General features: G+C 68.8%; 23 protein-coding genes and 2 tRNA genes. 11 read left to right on the top strand and 14 right to left on the bottom strand.

Annotated elements, in window-relative coordinates; genetic code table 11:
• Positions 1–14 precede the first annotated feature (14 nt).
• Together ACSF8R_RS12490 and ACSF8R_RS12485 are read left to right on the top strand one after the other, a co-directional pair.
• A complete protein-coding gene (locus ACSF8R_RS12490) occupies positions 15–335 on the top strand; it encodes a hypothetical protein (protein ID WP_434812200.1) in 321 nt (106 codons plus the stop codon).
• The gene (locus ACSF8R_RS12485) at positions 319–897 is read left to right on the top strand and encodes a hypothetical protein (protein WP_434812199.1); all 579 of its coding nucleotides are present in this window, start codon (positions 319–321) and stop codon (positions 895–897) included. Before ACSF8R_RS12490 ends, ACSF8R_RS12485 begins: the two co-directional genes overlap by 17 nt.
• Positions 898–912: 15 nt before the next feature.
• Here the strand turns inward: ACSF8R_RS12485 and ACSF8R_RS12480 are convergent, their stop codons facing one another.
• From ACSF8R_RS12480 to orn, 5 genes are all read right to left on the bottom strand, one after another.
• Complete coding sequence (locus tag ACSF8R_RS12480; RefSeq protein ID WP_434812198.1) at positions 913–1404, bottom strand: DUF2017 family protein; 492 nt, start codon at positions 1402–1404, stop codon at positions 913–915.
• Positions 1401–1691 (bottom strand): ATP-dependent Clp protease adapter ClpS, encoded by a 291-nt coding sequence (clpS, locus tag ACSF8R_RS12475; RefSeq protein WP_434812197.1) that lies wholly within the window; start codon positions 1689–1691, stop codon positions 1401–1403. The genes ACSF8R_RS12480 and clpS overlap by 4 nt, the downstream gene beginning before the upstream one ends.
• A complete protein-coding gene (locus ACSF8R_RS12470) occupies positions 1688–2038 on the bottom strand; it encodes a metallopeptidase family protein (protein ID WP_434812196.1) in 351 nt (116 codons plus the stop codon). The genes clpS and ACSF8R_RS12470 overlap by 4 nt, the downstream gene beginning before the upstream one ends.
• A 25-nt stretch (positions 2039–2063) precedes the next feature.
• Positions 2064–2139, bottom strand: a tRNA-His gene (locus ACSF8R_RS12465).
• A 34-nt stretch (positions 2140–2173) separates the two neighbouring features.
• On the bottom strand, positions 2174–2797 hold the full coding sequence (gene orn, locus ACSF8R_RS12460; RefSeq protein WP_434812195.1) for an oligoribonuclease: 624 nt from the start codon (positions 2795–2797) through the stop codon (positions 2174–2176).
• A 77-nt stretch (positions 2798–2874) separates the two neighbouring features.
• On the opposite strand from orn, the gene ACSF8R_RS12455 reads away from it, so the two are divergent.
• Both ACSF8R_RS12455 and ACSF8R_RS12450 read left to right on the top strand, forming a co-directional pair.
• A tRNA-Arg gene (locus ACSF8R_RS12455) sits at positions 2875–2950 on the top strand.
• 74 nt (positions 2951–3024) lie between these two features.
• Positions 3025–3240, top strand: a complete 216-nt coding sequence (locus ACSF8R_RS12450; protein ID WP_434812194.1) for a methyltransferase — start codon at positions 3025–3027, stop codon at positions 3238–3240.
• Between the two features lie 10 nt (positions 3241–3250).
• Here ACSF8R_RS12450 and ACSF8R_RS12445 read toward each other — a convergent pair whose 3' ends face one another.
• Positions 3251–3865, bottom strand: coding sequence for a YczE/YyaS/YitT family protein (locus tag ACSF8R_RS12445; protein ID WP_434812193.1), 615 nt, complete (start codon positions 3863–3865; stop codon positions 3251–3253).
• 62 nt (positions 3866–3927) lie between these two features.
• Here ACSF8R_RS12445 and ACSF8R_RS12440 point away from each other — a divergent pair, with 62 nt between their 5' ends.
• Positions 3928–5343 (top strand): PLP-dependent aminotransferase family protein, encoded by a 1416-nt coding sequence (locus ACSF8R_RS12440; RefSeq protein WP_434812192.1) that lies wholly within the window; start codon positions 3928–3930, stop codon positions 5341–5343.
• A gap of 1 nt (position 5344) precedes the next feature.
• Here ACSF8R_RS12440 and ACSF8R_RS12435 read toward each other — a convergent pair whose 3' ends face one another.
• Positions 5345–5590, bottom strand: a complete 246-nt coding sequence (locus ACSF8R_RS12435; protein WP_434812191.1) for a hypothetical protein — start codon at positions 5588–5590, stop codon at positions 5345–5347.
• Between the two features lie 238 nt (positions 5591–5828).
• Here ACSF8R_RS12435 and ACSF8R_RS12430 point away from each other — a divergent pair, with 238 nt between their 5' ends.
• The 4 genes from ACSF8R_RS12430 to ACSF8R_RS12415 are packed head-to-tail and all read left to right on the top strand — an operon-like array spanning position 5829 to position 9024.
• Entirely contained in the window at positions 5829–6323 is a 495-nt protein-coding gene (locus tag ACSF8R_RS12430) for a single-stranded DNA-binding protein (protein WP_434812190.1), read from the top strand.
• Positions 6324–6369: 46 nt separating this feature from the next.
• On the top strand, positions 6370–6831 hold the full coding sequence (locus ACSF8R_RS12425) for a DUF6993 domain-containing protein (protein ID WP_434812189.1): 462 nt from the start codon (positions 6370–6372) through the stop codon (positions 6829–6831).
• A 38-nt stretch (positions 6832–6869) separates the two neighbouring features.
• Positions 6870–8549, top strand: coding sequence for an energy-dependent translational throttle protein EttA (ettA, locus tag ACSF8R_RS12420; protein ID WP_434812188.1), 1680 nt, complete (start codon positions 6870–6872; stop codon positions 8547–8549).
• Positions 8542–9024: an acyl-CoA thioesterase gene (locus ACSF8R_RS12415; RefSeq protein WP_434812187.1), complete on the top strand. Its 483-nt coding sequence runs from the start codon at positions 8542–8544 to the stop codon at positions 9022–9024. Before ettA ends, ACSF8R_RS12415 begins: the two co-directional genes overlap by 8 nt.
• A 16-nt stretch (positions 9025–9040) precedes the next feature.
• Here the strand turns inward: ACSF8R_RS12415 and ACSF8R_RS12410 are convergent, their stop codons facing one another.
• Positions 9041–9913 (bottom strand): acyl-CoA thioesterase, encoded by an 873-nt coding sequence (locus ACSF8R_RS12410; RefSeq protein WP_434812186.1) that lies wholly within the window; start codon positions 9911–9913, stop codon positions 9041–9043.
• Between the two features lie 43 nt (positions 9914–9956).
• On the opposite strand from ACSF8R_RS12410, the gene ACSF8R_RS12405 reads away from it, so the two are divergent.
• Complete coding sequence (locus ACSF8R_RS12405; RefSeq protein ID WP_434812185.1) at positions 9957–10619, top strand: hypothetical protein; 663 nt, start codon at positions 9957–9959, stop codon at positions 10617–10619.
• A gap of 6 nt (positions 10620–10625) precedes the next feature.
• On the opposite strand, the gene ACSF8R_RS12400 is transcribed toward ACSF8R_RS12405, so the two are convergent.
• From ACSF8R_RS12400 to pepN, 6 genes are all read right to left on the bottom strand, one after another.
• A complete protein-coding gene (locus ACSF8R_RS12400; RefSeq protein WP_434812184.1) occupies positions 10626–12299 on the bottom strand; it encodes an FAD-binding dehydrogenase in 1674 nt (557 codons plus the stop codon).
• Positions 12296–12775: a globin gene (locus ACSF8R_RS12395; protein ID WP_434812183.1), complete on the bottom strand. Its 480-nt coding sequence runs from the start codon at positions 12773–12775 to the stop codon at positions 12296–12298. The genes ACSF8R_RS12400 and ACSF8R_RS12395 overlap by 4 nt, the downstream gene beginning before the upstream one ends.
• The gene (locus ACSF8R_RS12390) at positions 12772–13845 is read right to left on the bottom strand and encodes a mechanosensitive ion channel family protein (RefSeq protein WP_434812182.1); all 1074 of its coding nucleotides are present in this window, start codon (positions 13843–13845) and stop codon (positions 12772–12774) included. The genes ACSF8R_RS12395 and ACSF8R_RS12390 overlap by 4 nt, the downstream gene beginning before the upstream one ends.
• 64 nt (positions 13846–13909) lie before the next feature.
• Complete coding sequence (locus ACSF8R_RS12385; RefSeq protein ID WP_434812181.1) at positions 13910–14704, bottom strand: ABC transporter permease subunit; 795 nt, start codon at positions 14702–14704, stop codon at positions 13910–13912.
• Complete coding sequence (locus ACSF8R_RS12380) at positions 14701–15612, bottom strand: ABC transporter ATP-binding protein (protein ID WP_434812180.1); 912 nt, start codon at positions 15610–15612, stop codon at positions 14701–14703. The genes ACSF8R_RS12385 and ACSF8R_RS12380 overlap by 4 nt, the downstream gene beginning before the upstream one ends.
• A 113-nt stretch (positions 15613–15725) precedes the next feature.
• Entirely contained in the window at positions 15726–18266 is a 2541-nt protein-coding gene (pepN, locus tag ACSF8R_RS12375) for an aminopeptidase N (RefSeq protein WP_434812179.1), read from the bottom strand.
• Between the two features lie 124 nt (positions 18267–18390).
• Between pepN and ACSF8R_RS12370 the strand changes: the two genes are divergently transcribed.
• The gene (locus tag ACSF8R_RS12370; RefSeq protein WP_434812178.1) at positions 18391–19602 is read left to right on the top strand and encodes a ferrochelatase; all 1212 of its coding nucleotides are present in this window, start codon (positions 18391–18393) and stop codon (positions 19600–19602) included.
• Positions 19603–19620: the final 18 nt, after the last annotated feature.

Genomic DNA, 19620 nt, shown 5'->3' with positions numbered 1-19620 from the left:
GGTACGGTGGGCACATGCCCAATCTCGCACTCGATCTCGGCAAGCAGGCGGCGTCGTTCGGCGTCACGAGCGTCTATGGAGAGCCGCAGGATGTCGGGGGAGTCACGTTGATCCCCGTCGCGGTGTCCTGGTCCGGTTTCGGCGCCGGCGAAGACGGCACCAGCGGCAGCGGTGGCGGCGGGGGTGGCGCGGCAATTCCTGTGGGTGCCTACATCCGCAAGGGTGACGACCTGCGCTTCGAGCCGAACCTCATCTCGCTCGTGGCCGTCGGCATCCCCTTCGTGTGGGTCGCCGGCCGGATGCTCAGTCGCATCATCCGTGCCCTCAAGCGCTGACCCCGTCTCGGCGGCGCTCGGCATCGCGCTCGAGGAACTCGTCGACAGGGTCGCCCGGTCGACCGACGTCGCGCCGGTCGTCATCATCGATGGCCGTTCGGGGTCTGGAAAGACCACGCTCGCGAACGCATTGCGCGCGCGCTGGCCGCTCCCGGCCGGTGCCGACGTGCTCTCGCTCGATTCGATCTACCCGGGGTGGGACGGCCTGCGTGCAGGCTCCGAGTACCTGGAATCGCACGTCCTGACGCCCCGTCGAGAGGGGCGACGGGCAACGTGGCGACGGTGGGACTGGCCCGCTGACCGTCGCGCAGAGGCGCACGACGTGGATCCCGACCGCGGCCTGATCGTCGAAGGGGCCGGCGCGTTGACCGGTCGCACCGCACCCGGCTCGTCGGTGCGCGTCTGGATCGAGTCGCCTGCCGATTCGCGTCGGGATCGCGCCCTTCGGCGTGACGGCGATGCGTATCGCCCGCACTGGGAGCGATGGGCGCGTCAGGAGGACGCGCATGTGGACGCGGAACGGCCGCGCGATCTCGCGTCGGTCGTCATCGACGTTCCCTGAACGCCCTGCGGGTTTTCAGGCCTCCAGCGCCTGCACGAGCCCCTCCAGGCGGAAGCCGATCCATTCATATACCCCGAAACGCGGGTCGTCATGGTCGTGCTCGTCCTCATCGACGATGCCGAGCCGGGTGGCGATGACCAGCCGCAACGCGCTCAGCGTCCGCATCCAGGCGAGGGCGGATTCGGGGGAGAGGACAACGGCGTGCGCGGAGGTCGCCGCATCGTCGGGGAGATCGGCCGGGTCGGGCAGAACGCCCTCTTCGCGCAGCGAATCAAGGACCACTGCCACGTCGGCGGTGCGGCGGGCGAGCAGGTCGTCCTGCGTGAGTCGGCGGAATTCGTCGGCCGACGCCGCGTCCTCATACGCGGCGGGCACGAGTCTGGCCACCGCCGGATCGTCCTGGGGCGATGCGGTCGCGTCCAACAGGTCGCCGAATTGCGCGACGAGGTCACCCAGGTGGGCGGCCTCGATGCGGGTGAGTTCCAGCACGATCGTCTGCGCAGTCATTTCGGAGCCTCTCTCACCGTCGCCCAGAGTCCGTAGTCGTGCATCGCCTGCACGTGCAGTTCCATCTGCTCCCGTGCGCCTTCCGCAACGACGGCGTGACCGTCATGATGCACGCGAAGCATGAGCGACTGCGCCCGATCCGCCGTGAACCCGAAGTACGTCCTGAACACGTGTGCGACGTAGCTCATGAGATTGACCGGGTCGTTCCAGACCACGGTCTGCCAGGGGCCGGCCGTCCTGGCGCGCACGTCGAGGTCGAGGTCTTCGAGGGGGAGGGCGGTGCTCATGCCCAGCCCAGTTCGTGCAGGCGTGCGTCATCGATGCCGTAGAAGTGCGCGATCTCATGCACCAGCGTCGTGTGCACTTCATCGCGGAGCGCCGCTTCGTCGTCGCACGTGTCGAGGTGCGGTTCGCGGTAGACGATGATGCGATCGGGCAGTTCTCCGAGGCCGTACCGGTCGCGCTCGGTGAGCGCGAGCCCGTCGTACAGCCCCAGCAGATCGAGACTGCCGTCCTCGGGGCGGTCTTCGACGACGAAGATCACGTTGTCGAGGCCCTCGATCATCTCGTCCGGCAGTTGGTCGAGTTCGTCCGAGACGAGCGACTCGAACGCATCCGCATCCATCTCGATCATCGCCACGCCTCGTCGAGGAAATACATGGGGTGAGTAACGGGACTTGAACCCGCGACCCCCTGGACCACAACCAGGTGCTCTACCGACTGAGCTATACCCACCATGCGCCCATCACTGGGCAACCACACAAGTGTATTACAGCTCTGACGAGAACGACGACACAGCCGAGGCCGCCGCTTCGCGTGCCGCCTCGGTGGTCGGCCCCGGCTCAGCGACGAAGACCGCTTGCCGGTAGTAGGCCAGCTCACGGATCGACTCGCGGATATCGGCGAGGGCACGGTGCCCACCATCCTTCGACGGTGCGTTGAAATACGCGCGCGGGTACCAGCGGCGCGAGAGTTCTTTGATGCTCGAGACGTCGACGTTGCGGTAGTGCAGCCAGCGGTCGACGCGGGGCATGAATCGCGCCAGGAACATGCGGTCGGTGCCGATCGTGTTGCCCGCGAGCGGGGCTTTGCCCTCCGGCACGAATCGCTGGATGTACTCCAGTGACTGGAATTCCGCGTCGGCGAGACTCACACCGTGCGGGATCTCGTCGAGCAGTCCCGAGCTCGCGTGCATGTTCCTGACGAACGCGTTCATGTGCTCGAGGGCCGAGTCGTCGGGCCGGATGACGACCTGGAACCCAGGATCGAGGATGTTCAGCTCGAAGTCGGTGACGACGATCGCGATCTCCACGAGTTCATCGACTGCGAGATCCAGTCCGGTCATCTCGCAGTCGATCCACACGAGTCGATCTGCCTCCGCTGCACCTGCCATACGCACGATCCTAGCGAGCGGCCCCGACGTTCCAGGGCGCCGAGGTCGGGTGCACCCGAGCGCTACGCTGGACGCACGCCCCCGTAGCTCAGTGGATAGAGCGGCGGCCTTCTAATCCGCGGGTCACAGGTTCGAATCCTGTCGGGGGCACCACGGCTTTTTCGACTCCGCTCTGGTGCACGACCCCGTACGGGCGTAGCGTCAGGCGTGTCGGAAGGAGTTCCACCATGAGCACCACATCATCGGCATCCACGCTCTGGGTCGCGTATGCGAGCGAGGGCAACGTCGTCGGCACGATCCGCAAGGCCGACGATTCCTACACGGTCACGATGGCGGGGGCGGAAGACGCCCTCGGCAGCTACCCGACGATGGAGATCGCCAAGAACGCGCTGCACGCGCATATGCGGCCCGGTTCGGACCGGCCGCAGTTCCGGGAGCACTGATCCGGCCGCATCACGGCGCGACCGGCTCGCGCAGTGAGCGACGGCGCGGCTCGCGCTGAGAGTCGAGCAGAGGCACCGCGATGTGCACGAGCGGGCCGATGAGCGCAGCGAACAGCACGGTGCCGACGCCGACCGTGCCGCCCAGCAGCCACCCGGCCACCAGCACACTTGCTTCGACGCCGAGCCTGCATGCCCACAGCGGCCAGCCGAATCGCCCGTTGAGGCCGGTCATGAGGCCATCTCGAGGGCCAGGACCCAGTCGGGCGCCGATGTACAGCCCGGAGGCCCCAGCGACCAGCACGAGCCCCGCAAGGAAGACGACGACGCCCCACGCCCACCCCTCCACCGCGGGCACGACTGCGATGGTCGCCTGCATCGACGTCCCCACCAGCAGGATGTTGGCGACCGTGCCGATGCCGGGCCGCTGACGCAGCGGGATCCACAGGAGCAGCACGAGGAATCCGACGATGTTGGTGATCCACCCGATGCCGACGCCGGTCTGGATCGACAGGCCCTGCGCGAACACGGTCCACGGATCCAGGCCGATGCCGGCCTGCACCATGACCCCGCAGCCCGCGCCGAAGAGCACGAGACCGATAACGAGGCGGACGAGTCGATTGAGCATGTGGCCATTCAAGCGCAGAATTGGCATGTCACGACCAGTCCAATCGCGATACGGTGGCCGACATGGATTCACGGATCTCGGCACGGGTGCTGACCAAGGCCCTCGGCGGGTGGCGCACTCGCGAACCCGCGTATGAGGCGCTGGCGGACGGCATCCGTCTGCTGTGCCTCGACGGGCGCGTCGCCGCAGCCACCGCGCTGCCGGCGGAGCGGGAACTTGCGACGGCGCTGGGGCTGAGCCGAACGACGGTCGCCACCGCGTACCGCAGCCTGCGCGAGACCGGCCACATCACGAGCCTTCGCGGCTCGGGGAGCATCACACAGCCGGTCGGACGACGACCACCGGGGCGCGTCGACGCATCACCGGGCGCCATCGACCTGCAGCAGGCCAGCCCATCCGCGTGGCCGGGGCTCGCCGGGATCATCGCCGAAGTCGCCGCTGACGCCGCAGCGCTGGTCGCGCGGCCCGGCTACGACCTCACCGGCGATCCCGATCTGCGCCGGGCGATCGCCGACCGCTACACCGAGCGCGGCCTCGCCACGACGGCCGAGCAGATCCTGGTGACTGCCGGCGCCCAGGCCGGTATCGATCTTGTCGCCGATACGCTCCTGCGTCGCGGCGACCGGGCGGTCATCGAGACACCCACCTACCCGCACGCGGCGGAGTCGCTGCGCGCGGCCGGGGCTCGACTCGTCGGCGTCCCGGTCTCGTGCGAGGACGGCTGGGACCTGGACCGCGCTGTCCAGGCGTTCGAGCGCTCGGCACCGGCGATGGCCTACCTCATGCCGGCATTCCAGAATCCCACCGGACGGACGATGACCGATGCGGAGCAGGTGCGGATCAGCGTTGCGGCGGCACGGGCCGGCGCCGTCGTGGTCGTGGATGACACCACCGCCGAGCTCGCCCTGGATGACGCAGCGCGACCCGACCTCACCCTGCCGTCCGCCGAGGTTCGAATCGGGTCGCTCGGCAAGATCGTGTGGGGCGGCCTGCGCATCGGCTGGGTGCGCACCGACCCCGAGACGATCCGGCTGCTCGTCGCGGCACGGCCGCGCCGTGATCTGGGCACGCCGGACTTCGAGCAGGCCGTCGCCGCGCGCCTGTTGCGTCGGATGCCGGAGATCCTCGTCCAGCGCGCCGGTCTGCTGCGCGACGGTCGGGACGCGCTTGCTGCGGCACTGCGAACGCGGCTGCCGGAATGGCAGATCCCCGATGTCGACGGCGGTGTGGCACTGTGGGTCGGCCTCGACGCGCCGTTGAGCGGACCGCTCGTGCTGGCGGCGCGCGACGAGGGGATCTATCTGTCTGCCGGTGGACGGTTCGGCATAGACGGCGGACATGAGGCACGTCTGCGCGTGCCGTTCACGGCACCGCCTGCCGACCTGACGCGTGCCGTGGAGGTGCTCGCCGAGCTGTGGCCCGACATCCGCGCGCGTGCCCCGCGAGTCGAGGTCGACATGTTGGACGCCGTGGTCTGAGTCAGTTCCGCAGTGCGGCGATCGCTTCGTCGACGCTCCAGAACTCTCCCACCAGCACGAAGCCGCCGGCCGCGGCGTTGAACCGCTTGGCGCGTACGCGCGTGCCGCCCGGCACGGGTCGCAGCTGCACGTGCCCGACGATGCGACCGCCGGGATCTACGACGCGCCATGTGTCGTCCGTGACGGCGACGAACCGGATGCCGCTTCCGACGACGCTCGTGCGCGGCCCGAACGTGTGTGTCTGCATCGTTCCTCCGATCTCGCCGTCGACGTCCGTATGCCCCTCACGATACGGAGGACCCCCGACATTCCGGATCGCATCGCCTCCTCCCCAATGACCCGGACCCGCGGGTTCTCCACGGATCCGCCGTCTCGGCGCCATCCCACGCGTACCGGACGCTTCACTGAGAGTGCTTCGGCGCCCGGCGGGCACCCGGGCGTCGAAGCAGCCCGAGGATGGGCCTCGGGAGGAGATGGAGGATCTCATGACTGACCGCATCACGATCGTCGGCACGATCGGCACCGACCCTGAGCGCCGTCGCAACGTCGACGGCTCGCCGATCGCCAACTTCCGGTTGGCGAGTACTCGGAGCAAGCTCGATCGTCGCACCGGCGAATGGATCGATTCGGGCACGAGTTGGTACTCGGTCTCCGCATACCGGGCGCTGGGGGAGCACGCCCTCGAATCGCTTCGCAAGGGCGAACGGGTCATCGTCACCGGCCGCCTTTCGGTGCGCGACTGGGAGTCGGGAGACAAGCGCGGCACGGCGGTCGACGTCGACGCCGAGGCACTCGGTCACGACTTGCTCTGGGGAACCACCACCTTTCAGCGCTCGACCGAACGCCGCACCGCGGACGTCGCGGCTTCGCCGGAGGGCTCAGAGGAGCCTGACGCTCCGGGTGATGGCGCGCTCGAGGCTCCGGCCCCCACGGCGACGTCCTCCCAGGACTGGGCGCCGGCCGTCGCGACGCCGTTCTGACGCACGGGTTGCGTGCAGCGGCGCGCGGGCGCCGTACACTCGGTGCGTGCGCCCGCTGCGAACCGTGCTCCCCGTTCTCGCGGCGGCGGTCATGACGCTGTGCGTCGCCTGCGCTCCGCAGACCGGTCCGCCCGCACAGACCACGGCGTCGACGCCGGCGCCCACGCCGACTGCGCTCGCACTCGATCCGGGCGGCGACGCGCGGGCGAACCTCGCGTTCTTTGCCGCGACGGTCGACGATGTGTGGTCCGACACCCGAAGTGTCGCTTCTTCCGACTATGTCACCGCACTCGTCGGCGTCGGCTTCGACATCGCGGCGATGGAGCGCACGGCGGACGCGACGACCGTCGGCAATCCCGCTGACAGCGTCCAGTTCTCGGTGCTGTGGGAGGGGGAGTGCCTGGTGGGTCAGGTGGGCCCGTCCATCGCACGACCCGTCGCAGTGGTCTTGCCCGAATTGCCCGAGGGCGGCTGTCTCGTCGGGAACACCCCCGCCGTCGACGGGTGAACGGGCAGGGCACGACGCACGCGTAGACTTGGTCCGTTATGGCTGAGTACATCTACTCCATGGTCCGTGCCCGCAAAGCTGTGGGCGAGAAGCTGATCCTCGACGACGTCACGATGGCGTTCCTGCCGGGCGCCAAGATCGGCATGGTCGGTCCGAACGGTGCCGGCAAGTCGACGATCCTCAAGATCATGGCGGGTCTCGACACCCCGTCGAACGGTGAGGCGAAGCTCAGCCCCGGCTTCACGGTCGGCATCCTGATGCAGGAGCCCGAACTCGACGAGTCGAAGAACGTGCTGGAGAACATCCAGGAGGGCGTCGCGATCAAGGCGAAGCTCGACCGCTTCAACGAGATCTCCGCGCTCATGAGCGATCCGGACGCCGACTTCGACGCGCTGCTCGCCGAGATGGGAACCCTTCAGGAAGAGATCGACGCGGCCGACGCGTGGGACCTCGACTCCCAGCTCGAGCAGGCCATGGACGCACTGCGCACCCCGCCCGGCGACGCCGAGATCGCGAACCTCTCCGGTGGTGAGAAGCGACGCGTCGCGCTCGCGAAGCTCCTGCTGCAGAAGCCCGACCTGCTGCTGCTGGACGAGCCGACCAACCACCTCGACGCCGAGAGTGTGCTCTGGCTCGAACAGCACCTGCAGAAGTACCCCGGCGCGGTGATCGCCATCACCCACGACCGATACTTCCTCGACAACGTGGCCGAGTGGATCGCCGAGGTCGACCGCGGTCGGCTCATCGGCTACGAGGGCAACTACTCGACCTACCTCGAGAAGAAGCGCGAACGGCTCGCGATTCAGGGCAAGAAGGATGCCAAGCTCGCCAAGCGCCTCGCTGAAGAACTCGAGTGGGTCCGGTCCAACGCGAAGGGGCGTCAGGCGAAGTCGAAGGCGCGACTGGCGCGCTACGAGGAGATGGCGAACGAGGCGGAGCGCACGCGCAAGCTCGACTTCGAAGAGATCCAGATCCCGCCGGGCCCGCGCCTGGGCAACGTCGTGATCGAGGCGAAGAAGCTGCAGAAGGGCTTCGACGGGCGCTCGCTCATCGACGGGCTGAGCTTCAGCCTGCCGCCGAACGGCATCGTCGGCGTCATCGGCCCCAACGGCGTCGGCAAGACGACCCTGTTCAAGACGATCGTGGGCCTCGAGCCCCTCGACGGCGGCAACCTGAAGATCGGCGAAACGGTCAAGATCAGCTACGTCGACCAGTCGCGCGCGAACATCGACCCCAACAAGACGCTGTGGGAGGTCGTCAGCGACGGCCTCGACATCATGATGGTCGGCAAGACCGAGATCCCGTCCCGCGCATACGTGTCGAAGTTCGGCTTCAAGGGCCCGGACCAGCAGAAGAAGGCGGGTGTCCTCTCCGGCGGTGAGCGCAACCGCCTGAACCTCGCACTCACGCTCAAGGAGGGCGGCAATCTGCTGCTTCTCGACGAGCCGACCAACGACCTCGACGTCGAAACGCTCTCGAGCCTCGAGAACGCACTGCTCGAGTTCCCCGGTTGTGCCGTGGTCATCACGCACGACCGGTGGTTCCTCGACCGCATCGCGACGCACATCCTCGCCTACGAAGGCACCGCCGACAACCCCGACCAGTGGTACTGGTTCGAAGGCAACTTCGAGGCGTACGAGGCCAACAAGATCGAACGCCTGGGTGCCGACGCGGCGAACCCCGCCAAGTCGACCTACCGCAAACTCACCCGTGACTGACACCCGGCGGCTGCACGTCCCCATCCACTTGCGGTGGGGCGACCTCGACGCGTTCAACCACGTGAACAACACGTCGATGCTGAAGCTCCTCGAAGAGGCGCGCGTGCGGGTGTTCTGGGTGCCGGAGGTGGGCGAAGACGCGCCGGCGACGGCGGTGATCGAGTCGGGTATCGAGGCGGGCGTCCTGACGCTCATCGCCCGGCAGGAGATCGAGTACCTCGCCCCGGTGCCGTACCGTCGGGCGCCGCTCGACGTGCAGCTGTGGTTCAGCAAGCTCGGTGGATCGTCGATCGAGGTCTGCTACGAGGTGTTCAGCCCCGAAAGCGACCCGCACCAGCAGCTGTACGCGCGCGCCACGACGGTGGTCGTGATGGTGGATGCCGCCACCGGGCGCCCCATGCGCCTGACCGACGAGATGCGCAGCGCGTGGGAGCCGTATCTGGGCGAGCCGGTCGTCTACGGTCATCGCAGGTGAGCGCGGCCACGGGTCCTCACTCGGCGTCGGGCACCCTGATCATGATCTCCTGCGCGACAGTCGCGACCAGCACGCCCTCCCGGGTGTAGATCCGGCCGGTCGCAAGTCCCCGTCCGGCGCGCGCGCTGGGCGATTCCTGCACGTACAGCAGCCACTCGTCCACACGCGCCGGTCGGTGCCACCACATGGCGTGATCCAGGCTCGCGACCTTCAATCCCGGCAGGCTCCACGACACACCGTGGGCGCGCAGCACGGACTCCTGGATCGTCATGTCGCTCATGTAGGCGAGCACGGCGCGGTGCAGCTCGGGCGCATCGGGGATGGCGCGGCGGGTCCGCATCCAGACGGCCTGCCGCGGCGTGTGCGGACCCTCCACGCGCTCGTAGACGGGCGACGGCACGTGTCGCAGTTCGACGGGGCGCGCCGCCAGCAGGCGTCGGCTCAGCGGGTGCTCGAGGTGCGCTTCGGCATCGTCGACGTCGTCGGGGCCGGGAATGCCGCCGGGCATCGGTTCTTGATGGTCGAGTCCGTCGTCTTCGCGTTCGAACGACGCGATCATTGAGAAGATCGGAACGCCGTCCTGAAAGGCCTGCGTGCGTCGGGTCGCGAACGAGCGCCCGTCGTGGATGCGGTCGACGCTGAACGTGATGCCCTCGCTCGCGTCACCCGGCCGGAGGAAGTACCCGTGCATCGAGTGCGGCACCCGGTCATCGGGGATCGTGCGCTCCGCGGCGATGACCGCCTGCGCGAGCACCTGGCCGCCGAAGACGCGTCCGGTCGGCATGTGGTGGGACGCTCCCGTGAAGATGTCCTCGGTCGTGCGCGCGCCGCTCGCCGACAGGTCGAGCACCGACAGCATGTTCGCGACCGGGTCGCCCTGTTCCGTCACACCGTCTCCGTCCGTGCTGGCCTGTCTCGATAGTCTAGGTGTGATGAGTCAGCGCATTCCGTTCCCCGATGCCCGTGCCGCGGCCGATGCCCTGACCTTCGCGAGTCGCGCCGCGCGACTGAGTGATGGAGCCGTGCGCTTGCGCGCCGACGGGGGCGTGCTTGCGATGTCCGCCGCCGCACTCGCACCGACTTCACTCCTCGACGGCACGCCGACGGTGATCGGCATGCGGATGCTGCCGGTCGACCCCGAATTGGTCTGCGATCTCACCGTCGACGGCTCGTCGCTGGTCATCGGCGACCAGACCGACCTCGTCCTGCCCGAAACCGCAATGACCGCCCCGTGGGCGGGGATCGCGCCGCCGCGCGGCGGGTGGGAGCCGGCCGGCGGCCTCGGCGCCGACGTGCTCGCCGCGCGCGCACAGTGGGGGATCACCGCGGTCACAGAAGGGCTGCCCGCCCAGCCGGGCGAGGAGATCGTGCACACCGTCCGTGCTGCGGTCTGGGGGATCGCCGACGACGAGCTCGCCGGGTTGCCGCGCGGCGTCGCGTTCGCGGCGCATGTGCTCGGATTCATCGGAGGATCGGAGACCGCGCAGGTCTACACCAGCGGGCCCTGGACCAGGATCTCGCTGCGTCGCGGCCACGTGCTCACGCGCACCCGCGTCCACACCGGTCTCACCGGGGTGCGCACCACCGGCGGCTGACGCGGCTCACACCGACGCCGCGGCCACTCGACCGGCCGTGCGGCCGCTGAACAGGCAGCCTCCGACGAACGTCCCCTCCAGCGCGCGGTACCCGTGCATACCGCCGCCACCGAACCCTGCCGCCTCACCGGCCGCGTACAGGCCCCGAATCGGTGTGCCGTCGACACCGAGCGCGCGGCCGTCGAGGTCGGTCTCGATGCCGCCGAGGGATTTGCGGGTGAGCACGTGGAGCTTCACCGCGATGAGCGGACCCGATGCCGCATCCAGCAGCCGATGCGGCGGCGTGGTCCGCACCAGGCGGTCGCCTCGATAGGCGCGCGCGGAGCGGAGCATCGCGATCTGCGCATCCTTCGTGAAGTCGTTGTCGATCTCGCGGTCGCGGGCCTCGACTTCGCGGCGCACGCGCGCACCGTCGAGCACATCGCCGCCGGGCAGCGCCCGCATCGCCTCGATGAGGGCGTCGAGATCGTCACGCACGATGAAGTCCTCGCCGTGGTCGAGGAACGCCTGCACCGGTCCCGCGGCCCCCTTGCCCAGACGCGACTTGACCAGGAGCGACACGTCCTTGCCGGTCAGATCGGGGTTCTGCTCGCTGCCCGACAGCGTGAACTCCTTCTCAACGATCCGCTGCGACAGCACGAACCAGGAGTGATCGTGGCCGGTGCGGCGGAGGTGTTCGAGGGTTCCGAGCGTGTCGAACCCGGGAAAGAGGGGAACGGGCAGGCGTGCACCGGTGGCATCGAGCCACACCGAGGACGGGCCGGGAAGAATGCGGATGCCGTGTTGCGGCCACACCGGATCCCAGTTGCGGATGCCCTCGACGTAGTGCCACATCCGATCACCGTTGATCAAGCGCGCCCCTGCGTCCGCGCATACCTGGTGCATCGACCCATCGACGTAGGCGGGCACGCCCGTGAGCATGCTGCTCGGGGGCGTGCCGAGACGGTCGGGCCACGCGGCACGCACGAGGTCGTGGTTGCCGCCGATACCGCCTGAGGAGACGATGACCGCCCCCGCCTCGATGCGGAACTCGCCCACCACCTCGCGAGTGGTCGCGATGCCTCGCGCCGCACCGGACGGCGCGAGCACGTCGCCTGCCGCGCCGACGACGACGCCGTCTGCGACCTCGAGCCGTGTGACGCGGTGGCGGGGGAGGATGCTGAGCCGCCCGGCGGCCTCAGCCGATTCGACGGCGCGGAGGAACGGTTCGACCAGCCCCGGCCCGGTGCCCCAGGTGATGTGGAATCGGGGGACTGAATTGCCGGGCCCGGTCGCCGTGTACCCGCCGCGCTCGGCCCACCCGACGACGGGGAAGAAGCCGACGCCCTTCTCGCGCAGCCACGCCCGCTTCTCCTGGTGCGCGAACTGCAGATACGCCTCCGCCCACCGCTTGGGCCAGGCATCGTCGTCGCGGTCGAACCCCGCCGTGTCGAACCAGTCGTGCCGTGCGAGGTCGAGCGAGTCGCGGATGCCCATTCGCCGCTGTTCGGGGGAGTCGATGAACAGCAGCCCCCCGAACGACCAGTGCGCCTGGCCGCCGATGTTCGTGCGCGGCTCCTGGTCGAGGATCGTCACGTGTCGACCGGCCTCGAGCGCCTCCGAAGCGGCGACGAGCCCCGCCAGCCCCCACCCGACCACGAGCACATCGGTGGTGGTCTGCGAGGAGGCGGCAGCATTCATTCGGACGACTCCTTCGTCGTGTCGGTCGGCGGCGTCTGCGGATGCAGCGGGAAGGCGGTCGACTGTGCACCGCGGGTCGGGCCGATCCCGGTCGGCTCGAACGTGTTCACCATCGCATACGCGGCCCGGTGCAGGTAGTCCCAGAGGGTGGCTTCATGGATGGGCGGGAGGGCCAGCTCATCCACGGCGGCCCGCATGTGCTGCAGCCAGCGATCGCGAGCGTCCGGGTTCACGTGGAACGGTGCGTGACGCATGCGCAGACGCGGATGCCCGCGCTGCTGGCTATAGGTCGACGGCCCACCCCAGTACTGCTCGAGGAAGAGGGTGAGTCGCTCCGCCGCCGGCCCGAGGTCGGCTTCGGGATACATCGGTCGCAGCACCTCGTCTTGGGCGACGCCGCGATAGAACGCGTCGACGAGCCGCACGAACGTGTCGTGGCCGCCGATCTCGTCGTAGAAGCTCGGCAGGTCGCTCACGCCGGGTCCTCCTCGTCGTCGGTGTCGGCTGTGGGCTTCGTGACGTCAGGCACGACGGGCGCGTCGGCGCGCTTCTTCGCCTTCCACACGCCCTTGGCGGGCGGCACCGGGGTCGGACGGGTCAACGGCGGGTTCGCCCCGCGCACCCGCTGCGCCGCCTCCTGGCCCGACAGCGTGATGGTGTTCAACTGTGGGAGGGTGAGTCCCATCTCATCGATCGCGTGCTTGAGTCGCATGCGCAGCTCACGGGCGACATCGTCCTTCGCGTTGGCCCGCGTCTTCATAACGAGGCGGATGACGAGGGCATCGCCGCTGATCGACTCGAGGCCCCAGACCTCGGGTTCTTCGATGATGCGAGTACGCCACTTCGGGGTCGCGGCGAGTTCTTTCGCTGCCGCGAGCAAGGTGTCTTCGACCTCGTCGACATCGGCATCCACCGGCACGGCGAGGTCGATGATGACGCGGGACCAGCCCTGCGACATGTTGCCGATGCGCGTGATCTCTCCGTTGCGCACGTACCAGAGGGTGCCGTTGACGTCCCTGACGTGGGTGATGCGCACGCTGACGTATTCGACGACGCCGGATGCGAGGCCGAGATCGACGACGTCGCCGATGCCGACCTGGTCTTCGGCGACGATGAAGATGCCGTTGAGCACGTCCTTCACGATGTTCTGGGCGCCGAAGCCGAGGCCCGCGCCGATCGCAGCCGACAGCAGCGCGAAAGAACCGAGTGCGCTGGGGGCGAGAACGTGCACGATCAACAGCACCGCGACGATCACGATCGCGACGTTGACGATGTTCTGCAGGATCGAGCCGAGCGTGCGAGTTCGCTGCACGAGCCGCATCGCCGCCAGTGGGGAGCGTTCGAGCGCTTGGGTGTCGTCGACGTTGGCGCGCGATTTGGCGCCCGAGACGATGCGGTCCACGACGCGCCTGATCACGAAGCGCAGCACCCACGCCAACACGATGGCGCCGACGATGATGCCGGCGACCGTCAACAGCGTGCCGCCGGCATCGAGCAGCCACGCGAGGATCGTCGGCCAGAGGCCCGTCATCCATGCGGTATTCATCGATCCGATCCTAACGAGCGCAGCGGTGATCGCGCGGGAGCGCACCCGCGCGATCACCCGACGCTCACGCGTCGCGCGTGCGCAGGACCGCCCACCCGCCGAGCAGCAGCACTGCGGGCCACGCCAGGAGCGTGATGACCGGCTCCCACTCGACGCCCTCGGGCATCGTCAGCGCCATTGCGGCGCTGCTCGGCAGGAACCGTGAGGCGTCGACCAGCCACTGCCACGACTCCCCGCCGATCGTGAACAGGCTGAACACGATGGGGAGCACGAAGAGCACACCGACGGTGGCTGAGATCGCGCCGCCACCGTTGCGGATGAGGAACCCGAAGCCGACACCGATGAGCGCGAAGACGGCCATCGCGATCACGCCCCACGCCAGCGGGATCCAGGTCGCGACGGGATCGGCCCAGTCGAGCTCGGCTCCGCCGACCAGCGATGTGGCGACGACGGACAGTGCCGTCGTCACGACAGCGGTCGCCGCGAGCAACGCAGCGACGGCGAGAGACTTCGCGAGCAGCACCACCCCACGGCGCGGCTCAGCAGCGAGGCTCGACCGGATCATGCCGGTCGAGTACTCGCCGGTCACGCTGATGGCGCCGAGAATGCCCGCGACGAGCATCGTGAACTGGATGGGCGCGACAATGCCGAGCACCGCAGGGGAGCCCGGGAAGTCCCGTGTCGCGAAGGCGACGAGGGTCGAGATCGCGAGCGCGAGCGCGACGGTGATCGAAAGCGACCACCACGTCGACCGCAGGGTCAGCAGTTTGATGACCTCACCGCGCAGCACGCGGAGGAAGCCGAGCCGGTACGGCGACTCGGTCCGGGGAGCGGCGGTTTCGACGGCGACGGCGGTCATGACAGTTCCTTGCTCTTGTACTCGACGGCCTGCTCGGTGAGGGCCATGTACGCCTCTTCCAGCGAACCGCTGGCGGGCGTCAATTCGTGCAGGGGGATGCTGGCTTCGGCGGCGACGTCGCCGATGCGCGCTGCCGTCACGCCGGTGACATGCAGCAGGCCCGGTTCGGTCGTCGTGATGCCGACGTCGGGCGCATCGATCGCGGCGACGAGGTCGCTCGCCCGAGGGGAGCGGACCGTCACGGCGGGCGTCGTCCACGCCCGCACGAGGTCCGATAGCGGCGCGTCGGCGAGGACCTGGCCCCGGCCGAGCACGATCACGTGGTCTGCGGTCTGGGCCATCTCGCTCATGAGGTGGCTCGAGAGGAGCACCGTGCGCCCCTCGGCGGCCAGAGCCCGCACGAACTGTCGAACCCAGCGCACGCCCTCGGGGTCGAGCCCGTTGACCGGCTCGTCGAGCACGAGCGTGCGGGGGTCGCCGAGCAGTGCCGAGGCGATCCCGAGGCGCTGTCCCATGCCGAGTGAGAAGCCGCCGGCACGCTTGCCGCCGACGTTCTGCAGACCCGTGAGCTCGATCACCTCGTCGACGCGACTGCGCGGGATGCCGTGGGTCGCCGCCATCGCGCGCAGATGGTTGCGGGCGCTCCGCCCCGTGTGCACGGCCTTCGCGTCGAGCAGGATGCCGACTTCGGTGAGGGGCGAGCGCAACGAGCGGTAGTCGCGGCCGTCGATGCTCACGCGACCCGATGTCGGACGGTCAAGTCCGACGATCATGCGCATGGTGGTCGACTTGCCGGCGCCGTTCGGACCGAGGAATCCGGTGACCTTGCCCGGTTGCACCGAGAAGGACACATCAGAGACCGCGGTCTTCGCGCCGAAGCGCTTGGTGAGATGTTCAGCGACGATCATGCTTCGACGCTACGGGCTCGCGCGTCGCGTCGGCATCCGCCCATGGTCGTGTTCCGACGCGGACGGCCTCCCCCGAGAGGATGATTCTCGGGAGAGGCCGTCGTGTCGTCGGACTATTCGGCGTCGCGTGCCTGCACGGCAAGCGCCCGCTCGACGCCGGCCAGGTTCTCCGCGACCAGGCGACGCAGGGCGGCGGGAGCCTCGCTGTGCTCGTTCAGCCAGCGACGTGTCGCGTCGCGCAGCGTGGTGTTCGCCAGCGGCGCCGGGTAGAGCCCGGTGATCAGGTAGTTCGCGATCTGATACGTGCGCTGGTTCCACACGGGCAGCAGCATGGCGAAGTAGTCGTCGATGAAGGCGCCGAGTGATTCGACGCCGGCCGGGTGCACGAAGCCGAGGGCGGCCGCGCGGACGACGGTGTTCGGCAGGTCGGCGCTGTCGACCAGCGAGGCCCACGCGACGCGCTTGTCTGCTTCGGCCGGTAGCGCCGCAGCGGCCTGAGCGGCGAATTCCCCGCCCTTCGCGGTGTTGTCGGCAGCACGCGCTTCATCAATGACCGACGCGTCCACGACACCGCCTGCGGCGAGCGAGACGAGCAGGATCCACGACAGGTCGGCGTCGATCTCGAGCCCGGGGAGTGCGATCGCGCCATCGCGCAGCGTCCGCACGGTCTCCCAGTGGGCGGCCGTCGAGGCTGCTCCCGCGAAGGCCGTGACGAACTGCAGTTGGCTGTCGCTGCCGGCTTCGGCATCCTGAGCCAGCTGCCACAGGCCGTCGGCGACCTTCGCACGCGTCGCCGCGCGACGTTCGGGCGCGACATAGGCACTGGCGGCCAGCAGCAGCTGCGCCAGCGTCGTCCGAACGGTGGTCGACTCGGTCTCGCTGCCGATGTTGCGCAGCACGAGATCGACGTAGTCGGATGCCGAAGACTCTGCGTCGCGGGTCTGGTCCCACGCGGCGCCCCAGACCAGCGAACGTGCGAGCGGGTCGCCGATCGCCGAGAGGTGCTCGATCGCGGTCTGGAGCGACCGCTCGTCGAGTCGGATCTTCGCGTAGGCGAGGTCGTGGTCGTTGAGGAGCACGAGGTCGGGGCGCGCCAGGCCCTTCAGCTCCGGCACCTCGGTGAGGTCGCCGTCGACGTCGAGTTCGGCGTAGTGCACGCGCTCGAGCGAGCCGTCCTGCAGGCTGTAGAAGCCGACGCCGAGCCGGTGCGGACGGATCGTCGGGTAGTCCGCCGGGGCGGTCTGCACGATCGCAAAACGCGTGATCGTGCCGTCCTCCGAGGTCGTGAGCTCAGGTGCGAGCGTGTTGACGCCCGCCGTCTCGAGCCACTTCTTCGACCACGTGCCGAGTTCCCGGCCGCTCGTGGTCTCGAGCTCGGTGAGCAGGTCGCTCAGCTCGGTGTTCGACCAGGCGTGCTTCTGGAAGTACGCCGACACACCCGCGAAGAACTCGTCGATGCCGACCCAGGCCGCCAGCTGCTTCAGCACCGAACCGCCCTTGGCGTACGTGATGCCGTCGAAGTTCACCTGCACGTCTTCGAGGTCGTTGATCTCGGCGACGACCGGGTGCGTCGAGGGGAGCTGATCCTGGCGGTAGGCCCAGGTCTTCTCCATGGCGTTGAACGTCGTCCACGCTTCGGTCCATTCGGTGGCCTCGGCTGTCGCGATCGTCGACGCCCACTCGGCGAACGACTCGTTGAGCCACAGATCGTTCCACCACTTCATGGTGACGAGGTCACCGAACCACATGTGCGCGAGCTCGTGCAGGATCGTGACGACCCGACGCTCCTTGACGGCGTCGGTCACCTTGCTGCGGAAGACGTAGGTCTCGGTGAAAGTGACCGCGCCGGCGTTCTCCATGGCACCCGCGTTGAACTCGGGGACGAACAGCTGGTCGTACTTCTCGAACGGGTAGGGCACGCCGAACTTCGCTTCGAAGTACTCGAAGCCCTGCCGGGTCTTCTCGAAGATGTAGTCGGCGTCGAGGTGCTGCCACAGGCTCTTGCGTCCGTACACGCCGAGGGGCACGACCCGGCCCGAGGCGCTGGTCAGCTCGGAGAAGGTCGCCTCGTACGGGCCCGCGACGAGCGCCGTGATGTACGACGAGATGCGCGGGGTGGGGGCGAACGACCACGTGCCAGACTCGCCGTCGACGACGGGCTCGGGGGTGGGGGAGTTGGAGACGACCTTCCACGCGGCCGGCGCGGTCACGGTGAACTGGAACGTCGCCTTCAGGTCGGGCTGCTCGAACACGGCGAAGACGCGGCGGGAGTCGGGCACCTCGAACTGCGAGTAGAGGTAGACCTCGCCGTCGACCGGGTCGACGAACCGGTGCAGGCCCTCACCGGTGTTGGTGTAGAGGCAGTCCGCGTCGACGATCAGTTCGTTCTCAGCGGCAAGGCCCGACAGCGCGATCCGCGAATCGGCGAACGCCGCAGCGTCGACGGGCGCGCCGTTGAGCGTGATCGTTCGCACGTCGCGTGCGATCAGGTCGATGAAGGTGGACGCGCCGGGTGTCGCGGTGAAGCGCACGATGGTGCGCGACCCGAAGACCTCGGCGCCCTTCGTCAAGTCGAGGGCGATCTCGTACGACTGCGTGTCGACGATCGCGCGGCGCTCCTGCGCCTCGATGCGGGTGAGGTTCTCTCCGGGCACGTCGTTGCTCCCTGGGGTTCCGTGGGGTGTTCGGGCAGGTCTGCGGCGTCCGGCGTGGTCGGCCGGGCACCGCACACAGCCTATGCCGTGCCGAGCCGACGCGCGCGGGTGCGAGGATGGTGGTGTGAGTTCCGACCCCGAATCTGCGCTTCCGACCGTCTCTGTTCCCACCCCCGTGCTGCTGGCCTCACCGGCCGCGGCGACCGGCCCGGCACACGTCGAAGAGCCCGTCGCGTACGACGGGATTCTGCTCGCCGGTTTCGGCGGGCCAGAAGGCCAGGACGACGTCATCCCGTTCCTGCGGAACGTGACACGGGGTCGCGGCATCCCCGACGAGCGGCTCGAAGAGGTGGCACACCACTACCGGCATTTCGGCGGTGTGAGCCCCATCAATGCGCAGAACCGCGCGCTGAAGGCCGCCCTCGAGGACGAACTCGCCCGACGGGGCATCGACCTGCCGGTGTACTGGGGCAACCGCAATTGGGAGCCCTACCTCGAGCAGGCCGTCACCGATGCCGTCGATGCGGGTCACACCCGGTTGATCGCCCTGGCCACGAGCGCGTACAGCTCGTTCTCGAGCTGTCGCCAGTATCGCGAGGACTTCGCCCGGGTCGCCGATGCCGCCGGCGTCTCCGACCGGGTCACCATCGACAAGGTGCGACAGTTCTTCGACCACCCAGGTTTCGTCGCGCCGGTGAGTGCCGGCGTGCGTGATGCCGTCGCCGGGATGCTCGACGACGGCGTGGACGCCGACACGATCCGGGTGCTGTTCTCGACGCACAGCATCCCGCTCGCCGACGCTGAACGCTCCGGGCCGCGCGACGTCGACTGGGGCGAGGGTGGTGCGTACGCCGCGCAGCATCGCGCCGTCGCAGAGGTGATCATGGATGAGCTCGCCGAGGCCCGGTCGGATGCCGCCGGCATTGCGTGGGATCTCGTCTACCAGTCGCGATCGGGACCGCCGAGCCAGCCGTGGCTCGAACCCGACATCTGCGACGTCATCGAAACGCTGCCGGATGCCGGATTCGCGGCCGTCGTGATCGTGCCGCTGGGCTTCGTGAGCGACCACATGGAAGTGCTGTGGGACCTCGATACCGAGGCGATCGAAGCGGCGGCGGGCGCCGGACTGCGCGCGGTGCGCACGCCGACCCCCGGCATCGATCCCGCGTACGTCGCCGGGCTCGTCGATCTGGTCATGGAGCGCGTGCAGGGCACCCCGGCATCCGACCGCCCGGCCCGCACGGCACTCGGGCCGTGGTTCGACGTGTGCCGCCCCGGATGCTGCGAGAACGTTCGCGCCGGATTCAAACCCGCGGCGGCCGGGCTCGCGCCGTGACGCACGGACGCCGCGGTC

The organism is Microbacterium sp. bgisy189, assembly GCF_965345345.1.
Lineage (GTDB): Bacteria > Actinomycetota > Actinomycetes > Actinomycetales > Microbacteriaceae > Microbacterium.
Note: the sequence above shows the minus strand (reverse complement) of the source record. Positions and strands in the feature narration are given on the sequence as shown.